The organism is Flavobacterium sp. NRK F10 (assembly GCF_024054235.1).
GTDB lineage: Bacteria > Bacteroidota > Bacteroidia > Flavobacteriales > Flavobacteriaceae > Flavobacterium > Flavobacterium sediminis.
In genome coordinates this window covers 802,922-819,061 of sequence record NZ_JAMXLC010000001.1, presented here as the reverse complement: position 1 = coordinate 819,061, position 16,140 = coordinate 802,922, and the positions used below count along the sequence as shown (strand labels likewise).

The window sequence follows — 16,140 nt, the reverse complement described above, 5'->3', positions numbered from 1 at the left end:
GATCTCTATAAACTCAAATGTTAATTTTGAACAAAATTAGTAACTTGCACTAAAAATTAAATTCTTGGAACTTCTCGTTATTTCTTCAGCACCATTAATTCATAAGGAAGAAAAATGGTTTATGTATGGCCCCTATCAGAAAGAAATGAAGATCTGGGCTTCGCATGTAGATCAAATCCGGTTTTGTTGTCCGATCTGGAAAGAAGACAGAAAATTATTGATAGACGAAATAACGTTTCCGATAGAACCAACTATTGAGCTTAAAGAATTTGACATTCAATCGCTTTATAAATTACCAAAGGCGATTTGGCTTTCAATCCTTAATTTCTTTATCATTCTTAAGGCAATGAAAAATGCCGATCACATTCACTTGCGTTGCCCGGGAAATATAGGGTTATTAGCAGCTTTAGCCCAAATTTGTTACCCTAAAAAGAAGAAAACGGTCAAATATGCCGGAAATTGGGATCCGAAAAGTAAACAGCCATGGAGTTATCGTTTACAGAAAAAGATCGTAGGAAATACTTTTTTAACCCGAAATATGCAGGTGTTGGTTTATGGAGAATGGCCGGATCAGACTATGAATATTAAACCTTTTTTCACGGCAACTTATTCTGAACAAGAAAAACTTCCTGTGATAGTAAGAGATTATTCTTCTGAAATGCAATTCTTGTTCATAGGAACATTATCCAAAGGAAAGCAACCTTTGTGGACAATACAATTTGTAGAAGGACTTTATGAGAAAGGATTTAAGGTTCGCTTAGACATGTTCGGAGAAGGTACAGAACGGGAACAGTTGACACATTATATAAAGGAAAAAGGATTAGAAACGATCATTACTTTACATGGAAACCAACCTAAAGCTGTAGTGAAAGAAAAACTGCAAGTATCTCACTTTTTAATTTTGCCGTCCAAATCGGAAGGCTGGCCTAAAGTTGTTGCAGAAGCTATGTTTTGGGGATGTATCCCGGTTGTGACTCCGATATCTTGTGTTTCCTGGATGTTAGGCGGTGGCGAAAGAGGCGTTTTAGTTTCTGATTCTCCGGAAAAAGAAGTTGAAAAGTTTACAAAGATGTTTTCAGAATCCGGATTCAAGAACATGTCAAAAGCCGGAGAGAACTGGTCCAGAACCTATACCCTTGAGTATTTTGAAACAGAAATATCGGATTTATTAAAAGCATAGATATGATTTTCCCCGAGTTTGTCAGAAATGAAGTAAATAGTATGAAGCCTTCAGGAGAGTTCTTCGCAGGCCTTTTTAGAAGAATATTCAATAAAAGGAAGGAGAAAGTCTTCGTTATTGGCTATCATAAAACGGGAACCTCTTCATTAGGAAAAGCAATGCTTACATTGGGATTCAGAGTATGCGGAAGTTTAAAAGAAGGATACGGATATAAAGACTCTGATAAAGCTTTTCCGGAATATTTAATGGAACAGGCGCAGCCTTTATTTGATAAATATGATGCTTTTCAGGATACGCCTTGGTTCTTATTGTATAAAGAACTATACTATCGTTTTCCGGAGGCTAAATTTATCCTGACGATTAGAGACGAAGAGAAATGGATAAAGAGTATGCAAGGTCATTTCGGTAAGAATAGCTATCCTTATCACGATTATATTTATGAGGGTTCGGATATGTTCAGTGATAGCGAAAAATACATACAGGTGTACAAGCAACATAACTCATCGGTAAGAGAATTTTTTAAAGACAAACCGGAGCAATTATTGGAAATTAATTTGAAAGAAGATGATAAATGGGAAAAGATCTGTACTTTTCTAAATGTAAAAGTGCCACAAAGAGATTTTCCTCATGTTAATAAAGCTAGTAGTCGAACGGCTCTCGGAACCAAGATTAAAAAGTTCATTAAGAAAGTGCTGTATAAATAATTCCGAGATATGGAATACAATATTTCAATTCTGAGCTCCATCAATATTCCTTATATTTACAAACTAATTTTTTGAAAGTGCAAAAGCAAAACATACGGATTATCCAACTTATTGATAGTTTAGAACCCGGCGGTGCTGAACGAATGGCTGTCAATTATGCAAATGCACTCGTAGATAAGCTGAGTTTTTCCGGATTAGGAGCTACCCGAAAGGAAGGCGAATTAAAACAACAGTTAAAGCAATCAGTTCATTATACTTTTTTGCATAAGCGGAATAATTTAGATCTTAAAGCTTTTTTAAAACTGAGAAGTTATTGTGTTCAAAATAAGATAGATTTTATTCATGCACATAGTTCCTCTTTTTTTTGGGCAGTATTGGTGAAATTAACCCATCCCAAGGTAAAAGTGATTTGGCACGACCATTTCGGGAATAGAGTTAGGCAAGCCAAGCCGGATTTTATGTTAAAACTATTTTCAAGATTCTTTTATCTGGTCATAGCGGTAAACGAAGAATTGCAAGAGTGGAGTGTAGAGAAATTAAATGCAAAAACCGTTTTATATCTTCCGAATTTTTCACTTCAGGATCAAGAACATGAAAAGAAAGAAACTTCTCTAAAAGGTGAAAAAGGAAAACGAATTGTTTTTTTAGCGAATTTAAAGAATCCTAAGAATCATCTTCTGTTTTTAAAAGCATTCTACCGATCTTCAGTTTATGAAGAAGGCTGGACAGTTCATTTAATCGGTAAGAATTTTGAAGATACTTACGCTCAGCATATTTTAGACTTTATAAAAGAGAAAAATTTACAATCATCCATATATTTGTACGGAAGTTGTAACGATATCCCACATATTTTAAAGCAGGGGACACTAGGAGTTTTAAGTTCTACTTACGAAGGTTTTCCCGTTACGCTTCTGGAATACGGTACTTATGGATTGCCGGTTCTGTCAACCAATGTGGGCTATTGTTCCAAATTGATAGAAAATGAAAAGACCGGATTGCTTTTCGATCCTTTAGATGAAGAAGGTATAGCCGGACTTTTAACCCGACTGACGGATGCTGAAGCTTTGGAGCAAATGAAGAAATTCGGAGCAAATTTAAAACAGAAAATAGAGCAACGTTACGGTGTTGAAAAAGTAATAACAGATTATATTGAGGTATTAAAATAGAGAATGAAGCTAGATGTTCGACATAATTATCTGACACTGATTGTGATTCATATTGCGATAGGCGGAATTTGTTTTTTAATTCCCTTTTTGTCAAAAGTTGTTTCTCTGATCCTTTTTTTTGGCGGACTTTGGTATGTTATCAAAAATCAGAACAGGAATCAGGAAGTTTTATACGTAGCTTCTTACATAACAGCTATAGAGGTTTTTTTCAGGATGACCAACGGAATGCACTTCAGTGAATATGGAAAATATTCCATTATTATCCTAATGGTGCTGGGAATGTTCTACAGCGGAATTAAGAAAGGATCCATGATCTATGTCTTCTTTTTGATACTATTAATTCCGGGAATACTGGTAGGGGTTCAAACCCTAAGATTTGATACCAATATCCGAAAAGCCATAGCGTTTAATATTTCCGGCCCTGCCTGTTTGGGAATCAGTGCTATCTATTGTGTCGGAAGAAACATAACATTCGAAAAGATAAAAGATATTTTAACAACAATGACTTTGCCTTTGGCAACAGTAACTACATATATCTTTTTATTTACGCCAAGTGTAAAAAATGTAGTGACTAATACGCAATCTAATTTTGAAGCTTCAGGAGGATATGGACCTAATCAGGTTTCTACAATTCTGGGATTAGGGATGTTCTTGTTTTTTGTTCAGATCTTATTTAATTCTAAAAACAGAAAACTGGTGTTGATTAATACGGCTTTGTTAGCCTTAGTAGCGTTCAGGGCTATTGTAACTTTTTCGAGAGGAGGAGTTATTACCGGTTTGGCAATGATAGGCGGTTTAGCCTTTTTTACCTTTATCGTTTTGAATTTGAAAGCAAAAGGGAGGTTCTTAGTGTATTTGATTGTCGGTTTTATTTTGAGTATGGGCATCTGGGCTTACAGTTCCTTGCAAACAGGAGGAATGATCGATAAACGATATGCAAACCAAGATATAAAAGGAAGAGAAAAAGAAAGTAAATTGTCAGGTAGGGAAACATTGATGAATACGGAAATTCAGATGTTTCTGGATAATCCGATCTTAGGAGTAGGAGTAGGAAAAAATAAAGAATACAGAGAAGAATTAACAGGTATCGAGGCTGCTTCACATAATGAAATTACCAGAATGTTGGCCGAGCATGGCTTATTCGGAATTATAGCCTTTGTGATCTTACTTACAGTGCCAATGTTTATGTATTTAAACAACCGGCAGAATATATTTCTTTTTTCCTTTGCCGTGTTTTGGGCACTAACGATCAATCATGCCGCTATGAGGTTGGCAGCACCGGCATTTATTTACGCATTATCATTACTTAATATTCAGTTCACAGATGCCAATGAAACTACTGTACATAGGGAACAAATTAACTAGGCACGGTATCAATGCAACTACTGTTGAAACGTTAGGCAAAGCATTACAGGAAGAAGGGTATGAAGTAGTTTCTGTTTCCGATAAAAAGAATTTTTTTCATAGAATTCTGGAAATGGCAGTTGCCTGCGCTTTTCAAAAGAATGTCGATTACGTTCTGATAGATACCTATAGCACTAAAGCATTTTGGTATGCTTTTTTATGCAGTCAGATCTGTAGAATAAGGAACATACATTATATACCTGTTTTGCACGGTGGTAATTTGCCGGAAAGGCTGAAAAGAAATCCTCGTCTGACGCGAATGATCTTTGCTCATGCCTATAAAAATTCTGCACCCTCCGGTTATTTGAAAAGTGTTTTTGAATCTCATGGTTATACCAATGTTGTTTTTATACCGAACTCGATAGCGATTGAGCAGTATCCTTTTAAAAGAAGAGAGCAATTTAAACCTGATTTACTTTGGGTAAGAGCGTTTGCTGAAATTTACAATCCTGAAATGGCGGTATATGTGTTGCAAAAAATAGCAGAAACGTATCCGGAGGCTAGTCTTACAATGGTTGGTCCCGATAAAGAGAACTTTCTCGAGGAGGTTAAGCAATTGGCTGACAAATTAAAACTGAACGTTACTTTTACCGGAAAATTAGCCAAAGAAGAATGGTGGAAACTTTCAGAATCATTTGACTTTTTTATTAATACAACCCACTTTGATAACACTCCGGTAAGTGTTATGGAAGCCATGGCACTTGGTATTCCGGTTATTTCAACTAATGTAGGAGGATTACCTTTTTTACTGGAAGATAAAAAAGATGCTATTTTGGTTTCAGACGGATCAGTTGAAGAAATGGCTTCAGCAATTTTAGAATTAATACAGAATCCTTTAAAAGCAAAACAATTAGTTTACGAAGCAAGAGATAAAGCCGGGCAGTGGGATTGGGAGGAGGTAAAAACGCTGTGGAAAGAATTATTTTTAGGTTAATTTCTGTTTTTGAAATGTTAAAAAGTCTAAATAAATTCATTATTTTGCATAACTAATTTTTAAAAAATGTCCCCAAAGAAAAAAATGCATTTCGAGATATCCGAACGAAAAGTGCTATTGCGTATTTTCGACATCTTTTTTGTGTTTTTATTTTTACAGGTTATCGGGAATTTTTTTGAATTTGATTACTTTTCAATTACCGTAGATAATTATTATTGGGCTATAGTATTAGCTATATACCTGACCACGATCGGGACAATTTTTGAAATGTACAATCTGCAAATAGCGAGTAATCGTTACCAGATCATTAAAAGTATTGTGTTAACAACAGCAGTGACTACATTGATCTATTTGTTAACACCTTTTTATACACCGGTACTTCCTTCAAATCGTTTGCAGATTATTTTGTTTTTTGTATCTATTTTTACAGCGCTTTTGGTTTGGAGGTATCTTTATATTCAGTTCTTAGCGTCTAATCGTTTTTATAAGAATGTCATTTTTGTAGGGAATAGCAAAAAAATTGAAGAACGAATCAAAGATCTTGTGAAGGGGAATCCGCATTATATTGTAAGAGGATTTGTTGCTACAGATGACAAACAACGAGCGGTTAATTTAAAAGAGATTCGTATAGATGAATTAGAAAGGTTTGTATACGAAAAAGGTATTTCGGAAGTAGTCGTTACAAACGATTCCGGTAAATCAATTTCAGTGGAATTGTATGATAAATTATTAAATTTATTAGAACAGGGAATCGTAATTAAGCAATATGCTGATGTATATGAATCAGCGACTTATCGTTTACCTATTCATTTTGATAATAAAGAACTGTATCGTTTTTTCCCTTTTAGCCGAAGCAATCAGAACAAACTGTACCTTTTTTACACTCGCTTTTTTGATATTGTAATGTCGGTGTTAGGTTTATTAGGCTTACTTTTTTTACTGCCGTTCATCTCCATGTTTAACCTTATCGGAAACAGAGGGCCGCTCTTCTATAAACAGGAAAGAATCGGTAGAAACGGCGAACCGTTTAAAATCGTAAAACTAAGAACAATGGTAGTCGATGCTGAAAAGCATGGGGCTGTTTTTGCAAGAGTGAATGATGCTCGTATTACCCCTATAGGAAAGCTTCTAAGGAAATCACGATTGGATGAGGTTCCTCAGTTTATTAATGTGTTGAAAGGCGAAATGGCTATTATAGGACCAAGACCTGAACGTCCGGTTTTTGTAGAGCAAATTGCCGAAAATATTCCTTTATATAAAACACGACATGTGATCAAACCCGGGCTAACCGGTTGGGCACAAGTAAATTATCCCTACGGGGAAAATCTGGAAGATAGCTTGATGAAATTACGCTATGATCTGTATTACATTAAACACCGCAGTTTATTTCTTGATATAAACATTGTTGTTAAAACGCTAAGTACGGTGTTGTTCTTCAGAGGACAATAAGTGAGGTGTATTGTAACTTTTTTATTTAATGAAAAACAAAATTGTGATTACCCATTGTTTTTCCGAATCGTAAAAAGGAACAGATTACCTGATCTTTTTTGACTTAAAGCTATTTTTGCTAACAAAATAAAATGAGCAATAATAAACGGCAGTACAATACCTAAATGAATTTTGTTTAGCATGTAAACCAAATAGCCTAAAAGCATTGCAATCAATACTTTGGAGGTTAAGATGCGTTGTTTCGTTTTATGTGTAACGGAAAAAAAGAATAGAAGCAAATAAAGCGGATTGAAAAGCAATGCATTGTAATTCCATAAAACTTCCTGATGATCAGAATAAAACCCTATCAAACAAAAGAATATGCCTAACAATCCTAAAATAAAGAAATAAGAGAGCGTTAGCCATTTTTTCGGAATCAGAACAATTAAAAGCAATAAAAATATGACGGTATAAATACTGTTAAAAACAGATCCCGTAAAGTTGTTGTTTGGCGCTTCATAAACTGTTGCCATGGGTTTGGTCAGTGGTTTTCCGTTGTATTGCGCCTGATCTAAAGATTTTATAAAATCTAACGGAAGAAACAGCTTTTCTGCCGGTTGGTCTACTTTAGTACCGAAAATGATATTGATCCCTAATTTTTCAAAGAAATGATTTTCTAAATAAGGATATAAAACCTCTCTGTAAGTTTGAGTAATGGGTTTTACACTTGTGATAATTTTGCTTCCTAAAACATCATTGACTTTGTCAATTACCATTGTCGTACAGTTGCGGTCAATAAATTTATATGTATAAAAGCGTTCATCCGAATGGAGTGACTGCCATAATTTATCAAATAAAGCTTGTTTTTGTGCTATAGTCAAACTATTTAATTCCTGTTCGTAAATAGAACGTTGCTCTGCTCTGTAGCTGTATTCAAATTCATTATATGAGTCAGTAGTGACAAAATACTGGAGATCCCCTTTGATAAACTTTAAGGCAAAATTAGGAGTAGAAAAATCAAATGCCCCATAGTTAAAAACAAGGTCTAAAAAGTTGACTCTATCATAGATCCGGATGGCAGTATGACCGTAAAGAGAATACGATTCATTTCCGGTACCGCAATTGAGAATACTGACTTTCGCATCTTTGGATAAGATGATATTTTGTGAAAATAGCGTAGTGAAAGTTAATAATGTAACCAGTAGGACTAATTTTCTTATCATAGCGAAATTTTTTCCGGGATTATCTGAAATATCCGAAATCGATCTTTACAGAGAAAATATTAGAATACAAGGCATCACTTTGATTTCCTAAGTCAGTTAATGCATAATCAATTTCAATTCCTTTGTATTTAAAACCAACTCCGAAATTCGGTTGAAAACTTAGTTTTGTTGAATTGTCTATTTGTGTGATCTTTTGAAAATTACCGACTCCGCCTCTTAAAAAGATCAGATCCAGATATCCGGCTTCAAAGCCGACTGCCGGAGCAATACTGGCAACATTGGTCGAAATGATGTCATTTGTTCTGGCAAACTCCATGTTCAGGTTGGCTGCACCGGTAATACTATAGTCATACCGTATAATATATTTCTTCGCAATTCCCAGTTGAGCTTTTGGTAGTGTAACCTCACTGGTTTCCGGTAATTCCTGATTTTCACCCGGAACAGCATCTTTAATGTCATTATATTTTTCCTCATTTATGGTCCAGGTATTATACGTTGTGGTAATATCCCGAAGCATTAAGCCGAATTTCCAGTCTTCATCATCAGATATATATTGCAATCCAAGGTCAAAACCGAATCCCCAAGAGGAAGCGAAGTCACCTATGACCCTGTGAATCACTTTAGCATTGATACCATAATTCAAATAGTCGATAGGAGAACTTCTGGCATAGGAAACTGTTAAAGCATAATCAGCAGTAGAAAAAAGAGAAATTCTATTGTAGTCAATATTTCCCTGACTATCGATTAACTGCGTAGTGTCCATAATATCGTCAACTCCGAAACGGATCAATGAAATACCCACAGCACTGTACGGGTCAATCGGCATCGCAAAGGCAGCATAGTCGTATTTGGCAATGTTCGCAAAATAATTTGCATGCATTAATGCTAACTGTTTATCTTCTATGTTCATCAATCCCGCCGGATTCCAATACCCCGAGTTTACATCAGCACTTTGAGCTGTTACGGCATTGCTCATACCTAAAGCAGCAGCATCAACACCGATGCTTAGAAATTCGTTGGAATATTTTCGAACGGATTGACCTACACCGGTTAATGTATATAAGGCAAGTATACAGAAGAGTAAAATCCTTTTCAAATTCTTTTTTTTACAAATATCAAATAAAAATCTTAAATACTAAACTTTAAAAGTAGTAAGTTATTGTGTTATCTTTGTCTTAAAATAAAGAAATCAACCTATTTTTATGTCTATTAAAAAACATATTCCCAATACTTTTACGCTGTTAAATTTATTAAGCGGCCTTTTAGCCATTGTTGAAATCTTCAACGGATATTACGATCATGCTTTCTATTTTGTGTGTCTGGGAATCTTTTTTGACTATTGGGACGGTTTTGCCGCGAGAAAACTGGATGTTTCCAGTGAATTGGGATTGCAACTCGATTCTTTAGCAGATATGGTAACCAGTGGTGTTGTTCCCGGACTTATGATGTTTAAGTTGTTTGAATTTATACAGGCTGAAGCACCGGATTATATGTTGACTGATGATACTTACTATATGGGATTTGTTCCTTATTTAGGTTTTTTGATAACATTAGCTTCCGCTTACCGATTGGCTAATTTTAATATTGACGAACGTCAGACGGAGAACTTTATCGGGTTGCCTACACCGGCCAATGCACTTTTGATCATGAGTATTCCGATGATTCAGTATGCTGATTATTATCAGTGGTTAACCGATTTATTATACAATCCTTATGTCCTGTTAGGAATTACTTTAGTTAGTACTTATTTATTGAATGCTGAAATTGTATTATTCTCTTTAAAAATAAAAGAATTCAGTTGGGAAAAAAGTAAATTGCAGATCGGTTTTGTGTTATTTTCCATCGTTTTATTAGTGTTTTTCCAAGTAGTAGCACTACCGCTTATCATTCTTTCTTATATCTTAATTTCGATTGTTGTTAATGTGGCTAAAGCAAAGTAATGACGAAAAGAAATTATACGTCTTCACGAAATTACAAGCCAAAGACACAAAAAAAGGCTAAAGGATTAGGCTTCTATTTATTTGTAGTCGTTGTTTTTTTAACGGTTTCTGCTTTCGGGTTCTATTTTCGTGACGGATTTTTATATTATTTAGGATTCAGGGCTAAAAAAAGTGAACTTTCACATGAAGACAGAAAGATCGCCGACATCAGAATTTATGAAGTATTGAGTTCTCATACGAATCATGAATTCGGGTTTGATGTTTCAGAATACCAAGAAGACATTGATTGGCAGAATATTCAGGTACTGGAAGATACTTTTCAGCTTTCCTTTGCTTTTATTAGGGCTACAGCCGGACAGGATAAAGTGGATCTGAAATTTCGACGGAATTGGAAAAAGTCAAAAGAAAACGGTTTTTTACGAGGTGCCTATCATTATTACCGACCTAATGAGAACTCTATAAAACAGGCTGAGAATTTTATCAAAACCGTCAAATTAGAGAAAGGCGATCTGCCACCGGTTCTAGATATTGAAAAATTACCTAAAACACAGTCTTTAGAAAGGTTAAAACTGGGGTTGAAACGTTGGTTGACCAAAGTAGAGCAACATTACAAAGTTAAACCGATCATTTATACCGGTGAGAGTTACTACAACGACTTTTTGAAAAAAGAATTCTCAGATTACCCTTTCTGGATCGCTAATTACAATTTTTGGCGGAAGAATCCGGATGAGCATTGGCTGATCTGGCAATTTACAGAAAAAGCAAAGATCGAAGGTATTGAAGGAACAGTAGATGTGAATGTTTTTAACGGGGATGTGGTTAAATTAATGAGCTACACACAACCTTAATATTTAAAATGTTTTATATTTGTTTAATGATTTGAAATAAAATGCTAAACAATATTAAGACAATTTTTAGTGTGAAAGATTTAGAAAATCTTTCCGGAATAAAAGCGCACACCATTAGAATTTGGGAAAAACGCTATGAGATCTTTACGCCGGATAGAAACGAGAACAATGTTCGTTCTTATACTTCCGAAGAGCTTCAGAAATTACTCAATATTGCTTTTTTAAATCGTTTCGGATATAAGATATCCAAGATCGCACAATTGAACGAATCACAATTGGTTCAGTTAGTGCAGCAAACGTATTCGCAAAAAACCAGTGCTACTTTAGCCTTATCAGAGTTCAAACTGGCTATGTTCAATTTTGATACGGAATTATTCCACAAAGCGTATAATCAGTTGAAAGAGGTTAAAACTTTTGATGCTATTTTCTTTGATGTTTTTATCCCCTTGTTAGACGAAATAGGCTTGTTATGGCAAACAGCGACCTTAAAACCGGTCCATGAACACTTTATCAGTTCGTTAGTAAAGCAAAAATTGTTTTTTGAAATGGAAAACCTTTACCTTAAAGTGAAGGATGTAAAAGAGGATCGATTGTTTGTCTTATTTTTACCTTTGAATGAGATCCATGAACTAGGATTATTATTTCTGCAATATCAATTGCTGAAAAGAGACTATAGAGTTGTCTTCTTAGGCGAAAGTGTTCCTGTTGAAGATTTGCAGTTCATGGTTGATATTCATCCGAATCTTGTCTTTGTATCTTATTTTACGGTACAACCTTCTGCTTCAGAAATAGACAATTACCTGTCGCAATTCTCCGATTTAGTATTAAAAGAAACATCCCATGAGCTTTGGGTGTTAGGGCAACAAACACAGTATATTTCTAAACTAAATGCTGGAATCCAACAATTTATGAGTATTCAGGAATTGTTGCACCAAGTGTAATTTTTTTTGCCTTATTTCATTTTGTTTAATAAAATTACTATTTTTGTTAAACAAAATAATTGAAGATTGAAAACTAAAGTAAGTATAATTGGTTCCGGATTTTCCTCTCTGGCGGCTAGTTGTTATTTGGCTAAAGCCGGATTTGAAGTGGTGGTTTTTGAGAAAAACAAAAGCTTAGGAGGTCGTGCACGCCGATTATCCCGAGATGGTTTTCATTTTGATATGGGGCCAACTTGGTACTGGATGCCTGATGTTTTTGAAAAATTCTTTAATGATTTTGGAATGTCAACTCATGATTACTATGAGCTCAACCGTTTGTCTCCGGCTTATAAAGTTTACTTTAAGAATAAAGAAAGTATTACCATAGCAGATCATTTAGAGACTATTATTGCCGCTTTTGAACAAGAAGAAAGAGGAAGCGGTGAAAAATTAAGACATTTTATAGCGCAAGCCCAAAAGAACTATCACATTGCTATAAATGAAATGGTCTATAAACCGGGAGATTCTGTTTTAGAATTAGTAAGTTGGGAAACCATGATCAGAGTTCATCAGTTCTTTAAAACGATCAGTCAGAAAGTACGAAGTGAATTCAAAAGCGAAAAATTACAGCAGATACTCGAATTTCCGGTTTTATTTCTGGGAGCCAAACCATCTGATACGCCTTTGTTTTATAATTTTATGAACTATGCTGATTTTGGTTTGGGAACCTGGCATCCTTCAAAAGGGATGTATACCGTTGTAGAAGCAATGGTCACATTGGCACAATCTTTAGGCGTTCATTTTGTTTGTGAAGCTGAAGTAAATAGGATTGTACTGGAAGGAAAAAAGGCAAAAGGACTGGAAGTAAACGGAGAATTCATTGCATCCGATGTGGTATTAAGCGGCGCAGATTACCATCATACCGAACAGTTATTGCCGCAACAATTTAGAATGTATGACGAAAAATATTGGCAATCGAGAGTTTTCGCCCCTTCATCATTGTTATTTTATGTAGGCTTCAGTCAAAAGATCAGTAATGTAGAACATCATACGCTATTCTTTGATGAGCCTTTTGAACCACATGCTGTAGAAATTTACGATACACCGGCTTGGCCTAAAAAGCCTTTGTATTATGCTAGCTTTCCCTCAAAAACAGATCCCTTTTTTGCTCCCGAAGGAAAAGAAGCAGCTACATTTTTGATCCCTGTTGCACCGGGCTTAGAAGATTCTCCGGAGATCAGAGCACATTATTTTGAAATGCTAATGAACCGTTTAGAGCAAACCACCGGACAGGAACTTAAAGATTCTGTTTTGTTTTATGAATCATTCGGAATACAGGATTTTGTTCAAGATTATCATTCTTATAAAGGGAATGCCTACGGTTTAGCCAATATTTTGTTTCAAACCGCATTTTTAAGACCTAAAATAAAGAGTAAAAAAGTTCAGAATTTATTTTTTACGGGACAATTAACTGTTCCCGGACCGGGTGTTCCCCCCTCATTGATATCGGGAAAAATTGCAAGTGAAAAAATCAGAAAAGAAATTGGGTTATGAAAGCATTGTTTGACGTAGCATCTTTGGAATGCAGTAAAAAAATAACGAATACTTACAGTACTTCGTTTTCTTTAGCTATTAAAATGTTAGCGCCCGAGATACGGGATGATATTTATGCTATTTATGGTTTTGTGCGTTGTGCAGATGAAATTGTTGATTCGTTTGAAGGCTATGAACAGGAATTACTTTTAAACGAATTTGAAGCCGAATATGAAAAAGCTTTAGAGCGAAAGATCAGTCTGAATCCGGTATTGAATGCTTTTCAGAGCGTGGTTCATCAGTACGATTTGAAAGATTTGGTAGTACCGTTCTTAGAGAGTATGCGAATGGACTTGACGAAGAAAGAATATACTTCAATAGCCGAGTATGAAGACTACATTTACGGTTCAGCAGATGTGGTGGGCTTAATGTGTTTGAAAGTTTTTGTAAAAGGAGACGAGCAAAGATATGAGGCTTTAAAGACAAGTGCTATGAAATTAGGTTCGGCTTTTCAAAAAGTTAATTTTCTTCGCGATTTGAAATACGATTATGAAAATTTAGGAAGAGTTTACTTTCCGGGAGTTGATTTTAATGCGTTGACAGAAGCAAATAAAAAGAAAATCGTCGCGGAGATCAATGCCGACTTTGAGGTGGCGTACAAAGGTATTTTGCAATTGCCGGTTGAAGCTAAGTTCGGAGTCTATACCGCTTTTCGTTATTATAAAAGTTTGTTGAAAAAGATAGGAGAAACCCAACCGAATGAGTTTTTGAGAAAACGAATCCGAGTATCAGACCCTTTGAAATTATTGATTTTAGGAAAATCATATTTGCGTTACCAATTGAATTTAATTGTATGATGGTTTTAGTATATATATTGGCAACTATAGTAACTTTTCTGCTTATGGAAATCGTTACTTGGTGTACACATAAATATGTAATGCACGGGTTTTTATGGTACTTGCATGAAGATCATCATCAGCCTAAATATCAGGGAGTATTTGAAAAGAATGATGCTTTTTTTGTCATTTTTGCGATCCCAAGTATCGCTCTTTTTTATTTTGGTATACATCCGGGGCTCAACCTATTATTTTTTGTTGCATTAGGAATTCTTTTTTATGGAATTGCTTATTTTTTAGTTCATGATGTCTTGATCCATCAACGTTTTAAATGGTTTAAGTATACTAAAAATAAATATTTGATAGGTTTGCGGAAAGCACATAAAGTACATCACAAGCACTTAGGGAAAGAGCAGGGGGAATGTTTCGGAATGTTGTATGTACCCAAAAAATATTTTTCAATGTAATGGAGCATTATTTGTATCTCATAATCGATTTGGCAACACTGTCTATTCCGTTTATGGCAAGTTTCTATCCGAAACACGCCTACTATAAGCGTTGGAAGTATCTTTTTCCGTCTCTGATGATCGTGGGAATCCTTTTTTTGATTTGGGATGCTTATTTTACAAAAATAGGAGTTTGGGGGTTTAACGAACGTTATTTGACCGGTATAAAAGTTTTTACGCTTCCGTTAGAAGAAGTTTTGTTTTTTTTGTGTATTCCTTATTCGAGTGTCTTTATCTTTTTTTCGCTGGATTATCTCCTGAAAAAAGATCCCTTGTATAAAATACATAAATACATTACGTATTTGCTTATTATTCTGTCAATTGTTCTGTTAGGGCAATATTATGATCGCTGGTATACGCTATCAACGTTCGGGTTGTTGCTATTGTATCTGGTTTATCATGTTTACAGGAAAACCTATTTGGGGAGATATTATGTTTCTTATGCAGTAACCTTGGTTTTCTTTTTTGTGGTAAACGGAATTTTAACAGGTAGTTGGATAGATGCTCCCGTAGTTTGGTATAATAATGAAGAGAATATGGCTCTTCGTTTGGGAACTATACCTTTTGAGGATATGTTTTACGGGTTCTTGTTAATTGCTTTAGTTCTCGACGGATTCCAATACCTTAGAAAAAATCGGCATTAGTTAGTTTTCTTAATTATAGAAAAACCCCAATTCAGAATTGATTGGGGTTTTCTTTTTATTTATTTTCTTGTTCTTCTGATTCGTTCTTCAGGTTAAGATCTCCTTTTCCGTGAACTACAGTAGTTTTTGGAGCGTCAAAATCAATTTTTTTACGGCGAAGTTCAAAGTTCTGACCTAAATAAACCCGACGCACTACTTCGTCTTCTGCTAATTCTTCCGGTTTTCCGGCTTTTAAGATACCGCCTTCAAACATCAAATACGTTTTATCAGTAATGGCTAATGTTTCTTGAACATTGTGATCGGTAATCAAAATACCGATGTTTTTATTTTTCAGTTGGGCTACAATTCGCTGAATATCTTCTACAGCAACAGGATCGACCCCCGCAAAAGGCTCATCTAATAAGATAAATTTAGGGTCAGTAGCCAGAGCACGTGCAATTTCTGTACGACGACGTTCTCCTCCCGAAAGCAGGTCACCACGATTAGTACGGATGTGTTGTAATGAAAATTCATCAATTAAAGCTTCCATTTTAGCCTCTTGTTCTGCTTTCGAAAGATCGGTTAATTGCAGAACGCTCATAATATTGTCCTCAATACTTAGCTTTCTGAAAACCGAAGCTTCCTGAGCCAGATAACCGATCCCGTTTTGAGCCCTTTTGTACATCGGGAAATGCGTAATATCCATGTTGTCGAGATAGATGTTCCCGCTGTTAGGCTTTACCAATCCGACGATCATATAAAAAGAGGTGGTTTTTCCGGCACCATTAGGACCTAACAATCCCACAATTTCTCCTTGATTAACTTCAACGGAAATCCCTTTTACAACAGTTCTTTTTTTATAAGTTTTGACTAAGTGATCAGCTCTTAATTTCAT

The 16,140-nt window shown here is 35.3% G+C and carries 16 protein-coding genes; 13 read left to right on the top strand and 3 right to left on the bottom strand.

Annotated elements, in window-relative coordinates; translation table 11 throughout:
- The first annotated feature begins 64 nt into the window (after positions 1-64).
- The 6 genes from NHF50_RS03835 to NHF50_RS03810 all read left to right on the top strand — a co-directional run bounded on the left by NHF50_RS03835 (position 65) and on the right by NHF50_RS03810 (position 6,837).
- Complete coding sequence (locus NHF50_RS03835) at positions 65-1,180, top strand: glycosyltransferase (RefSeq protein ID WP_252775119.1); 1,116 nt, start codon at positions 65-67, stop codon at positions 1,178-1,180.
- Positions 1,181-1,182: 2 nt separating this feature from the next.
- On the top strand, positions 1,183-1,884 hold the full coding sequence (locus NHF50_RS03830; RefSeq protein WP_252775118.1) for a sulfotransferase family protein: 702 nt from the start codon (positions 1,183-1,185) through the stop codon (positions 1,882-1,884).
- Between the two features lie 77 nt (positions 1,885-1,961).
- Positions 1,962-3,050 carry a glycosyltransferase gene (locus NHF50_RS03825; protein WP_252777304.1) on the top strand — a complete coding sequence of 363 codons (1,089 nt, stop codon included), beginning with the start codon at positions 1,962-1,964 and terminating at the stop codon, positions 3,048-3,050.
- A gap of 3 nt (positions 3,051-3,053) precedes the next feature.
- Entirely contained in the window at positions 3,054-4,415 is a 1,362-nt protein-coding gene (locus tag NHF50_RS03820; protein WP_252775117.1) for an O-antigen ligase, read from the top strand.
- A complete protein-coding gene (locus NHF50_RS03815) occupies positions 4,381-5,388 on the top strand; it encodes a glycosyltransferase family 4 protein (protein ID WP_252775116.1) in 1,008 nt (335 codons plus the stop codon). Before NHF50_RS03820 ends, NHF50_RS03815 begins: the two co-directional genes overlap by 35 nt.
- 84 nt (positions 5,389-5,472) lie before the next feature.
- The gene (locus NHF50_RS03810) at positions 5,473-6,837 is read left to right on the top strand and encodes an exopolysaccharide biosynthesis polyprenyl glycosylphosphotransferase (RefSeq protein WP_252775115.1); all 1,365 of its coding nucleotides are present in this window, start codon (positions 5,473-5,475) and stop codon (positions 6,835-6,837) included.
- A 47-nt stretch (positions 6,838-6,884) separates the two neighbouring features.
- On the opposite strand, the gene NHF50_RS03805 is transcribed toward NHF50_RS03810, so the two are convergent.
- Both NHF50_RS03805 and NHF50_RS03800 read right to left on the bottom strand, forming a co-directional pair.
- Positions 6,885-8,039 carry a DUF4105 domain-containing protein gene (locus NHF50_RS03805; protein ID WP_252775114.1) on the bottom strand — a complete coding sequence of 385 codons (1,155 nt, stop codon included), beginning with the start codon at positions 8,037-8,039 and terminating at the stop codon, positions 6,885-6,887.
- Positions 8,040-8,058: 19 nt separating this feature from the next.
- Positions 8,059-9,135, bottom strand: coding sequence for a PorV/PorQ family protein (locus NHF50_RS03800; protein ID WP_146193357.1), 1,077 nt, complete (start codon positions 9,133-9,135; stop codon positions 8,059-8,061).
- Between the two features lie 106 nt (positions 9,136-9,241).
- Between NHF50_RS03800 and NHF50_RS03795 the strand changes: the two genes are divergently transcribed.
- The 7 genes from NHF50_RS03795 (at position 9,242) to NHF50_RS03765 (ending at position 15,266) form a co-directional block, all read left to right on the top strand.
- Positions 9,242-9,979 carry a phosphatidylcholine/phosphatidylserine synthase gene (locus tag NHF50_RS03795; RefSeq protein ID WP_252775113.1) on the top strand — a complete coding sequence of 246 codons (738 nt, stop codon included), beginning with the start codon at positions 9,242-9,244 and terminating at the stop codon, positions 9,977-9,979.
- Entirely contained in the window at positions 9,979-10,827 is an 849-nt protein-coding gene (locus tag NHF50_RS03790; protein ID WP_252775112.1) for a glycoside hydrolase family 25 protein, read from the top strand. Before NHF50_RS03795 ends, NHF50_RS03790 begins: the two co-directional genes overlap by 1 nt.
- A gap of 71 nt (positions 10,828-10,898) precedes the next feature.
- Entirely contained in the window at positions 10,899-11,768 is an 870-nt protein-coding gene (locus NHF50_RS03785; protein ID WP_252775111.1) for a MerR family transcriptional regulator, read from the top strand.
- 66 nt (positions 11,769-11,834) lie between these two features.
- Entirely contained in the window at positions 11,835-13,301 is a 1,467-nt protein-coding gene (locus tag NHF50_RS03780; RefSeq protein ID WP_252775110.1) for an NAD(P)/FAD-dependent oxidoreductase, read from the top strand.
- Entirely contained in the window at positions 13,298-14,137 is an 840-nt protein-coding gene (locus tag NHF50_RS03775; protein ID WP_252775109.1) for a phytoene/squalene synthase family protein, read from the top strand. Before NHF50_RS03780 ends, NHF50_RS03775 begins: the two co-directional genes overlap by 4 nt.
- A complete protein-coding gene (locus tag NHF50_RS03770; RefSeq protein WP_252775108.1) occupies positions 14,134-14,583 on the top strand; it encodes a sterol desaturase family protein in 450 nt (149 codons plus the stop codon). The genes NHF50_RS03775 and NHF50_RS03770 overlap by 4 nt, the downstream gene beginning before the upstream one ends.
- Positions 14,583-15,266, top strand: coding sequence for a lycopene cyclase domain-containing protein (locus tag NHF50_RS03765; RefSeq protein ID WP_252775107.1), 684 nt, complete (start codon positions 14,583-14,585; stop codon positions 15,264-15,266). The genes NHF50_RS03770 and NHF50_RS03765 overlap by 1 nt, the downstream gene beginning before the upstream one ends.
- A gap of 55 nt (positions 15,267-15,321) precedes the next feature.
- Here NHF50_RS03765 and lptB read toward each other — a convergent pair whose 3' ends face one another.
- Positions 15,322-16,140 (bottom strand): LPS export ABC transporter ATP-binding protein, encoded by an 819-nt coding sequence (lptB, locus tag NHF50_RS03760; RefSeq protein ID WP_109568409.1) that lies wholly within the window; start codon positions 16,138-16,140, stop codon positions 15,322-15,324.